The 1,738-nt window shown below is 36.2% G+C and carries 2 protein-coding genes and 1 pseudogene; 2 read left to right on the forward strand and 1 reads right to left on the reverse strand.

The genetic code is table 11. The features are described from left to right. Positions 1 to 720, reverse strand: a 720-nt coding sequence (locus tag AC1DRF_RS26240) for a YitT family protein (RefSeq protein WP_477742108.1), incomplete at its 3' end; no start/stop codon positions are given. Between the two features lie 312 nt (positions 721 to 1,032). Between AC1DRF_RS26240 and AC1DRF_RS26245 the strand changes: the two genes are divergently transcribed. Next, positions 1,033 to 1,362, forward strand: coding sequence for a nucleotide pyrophosphohydrolase (locus AC1DRF_RS26245; RefSeq protein ID WP_013056090.1), 330 nt, complete (start codon positions 1,033 to 1,035; stop codon positions 1,360 to 1,362). A gap of 13 nt (positions 1,363 to 1,375) precedes the next feature. Then, a pseudogene (locus AC1DRF_RS26250) lies at positions 1,376 to 1,738 on the forward strand (4-hydroxy-tetrahydrodipicolinate reductase); the annotation flags it as partial.

The raw sequence follows: 1,738 nt of genomic DNA on the forward strand, positions 1-1,738 counted from the left end.
GTATAGCACGTTGGTATCTTGCTTAGAAAAAGAACCTTGTCCTTTTAAAATCGTCACGCCTCGATCCATTTCTTTCATAATTTTATCCGATATGGCTTCGTTATGATTTGAAATGATCGTTGCTCCTTTTGCGGCATACGCGCCGTCTTGCATAAAGTCAATAACCCGTGCAGCGACAAAGACTGCAACAAGTGTGTACATAGCTTCTCGGTAAGATAAATAAATGAGAGACGCACTAATCACAATAAAGTCAAAAAGAAACATCGTTTTCCCCATATTCCACCCGATATATTTTTGAACAACACGTGCGATGATATCGACTCCTCCTGTTGTTCCTCCAAACCTGAAAATAATGCCAAGACCCACTCCAATAAAAACACCGGCAAAAAGAGCTGCTAGAGTCATATCATGACGCAGGGGCATATTCACTGGGAAGCGCTGGAATATCCATAAAAATAGCGATAAGCTAACGACTCCGAGCATGGTATAAATAAATGCTGTTCTCCCTAATAGTTTCCACCCTACAAAAAACAAAGGAATATTTAACACTAAATTAGAATAAGAGGGATCAATGTTAAATAAGAAAAATAAAAGCAGGGTAATGCCTGTGAATCCACCTTCAGCTAAATTGTTTTGCATGTTAAAATTAACAAGTCCAAACGCAAATATGGCAGCACCAAGCAGTATAAAAATAATATTTTTTAATCTGAGACCTTTCATACTTACAAACCTCCTATGACCGTTTTTGCACTACCTTATCATAAAGGAATATATTTCATTTCGTAAATAACTATCGAAAAGATTTTTGAAAATAGTAAAAAGTGATGATGTTTCTTCTAGTGCTATGTATTAGTAGTATCCTCAATTCGTAAAATATAGACAGATTTTTGAGAATTAAGGGAAACGTGAGGAATATTGTGAAAGAGCATCTGATAAAGGCTTGGTAAGAAGAAGTAATTACACTAAATAATTTGAAGTAAAGATGTTATAATAGTAAGCTGAGTGTACTTCTAAAAGAGGTGAAATAAAAAGATGTCAAAAAAAACGATGGAGCAAATGCAGCAAGAAGTTGATGCATATATTAGCCAATTTAAAGAAGGATATTTTAGTCCTCTTGCTATGCTTGCGCGCATGTCGGAAGAAGTGGGCGAATTATCGCGCGAAATTAACCACTATTATGGTGAAAAGCCGAAGAAAACGACTGAAGCAGAACGTACGGTCGAAGAAGAAATGGGCGACATTTTATTTGTATTAATTTGCTTTGCAAATTCATTAAATATCGATTTACAAGAAGCGCATGATCGCGTTATGAATAAATTTAATACGCGTGACAAAGATCGCTGGACGAAAAAAGAAGACTAAGGAGAGAAAAAGAATGGACAAAATTCGAATTGTACTTGCAGGACCAAGAGGTCGTATGGGAAAAGAAGCTGTATTATTAATAGAAGAAACAGAGCATTTTGAATTAGTAGCAGCGGTAGATCGTATCAATGAAGGAAAATACATAAGTGATATTGAAGGAATGCCAAATGTACAAGCACCAATCTACACGGATATTGAGAAATGTTTTCAAGACGTTAAGGCAGATGTTTTAGTTGACTTGACAACACCTGAAATTGGACGCGTTCATACTAAAACAGCCCTAACATATGGAGTAAGACCTGTTGTAGGAACAACTGGCTTTTCAGAAGAAGATTTAAAAGAATTAAAGCAGCTTGCTGAAGAGAAGGAACTTGGC

This window comes from Priestia sp. P5_B4 (assembly GCF_056400385.1).

Excerpts from the sequence above, each read along its gene's own strand:
- AC1DRF_RS26245 (WP_013056090.1), top strand. The coding sequence starts at position 1,033 with ATGTCAAAAAAAACGATGGAGCAAATGCAGCAAGAAGTTGATGCATAT.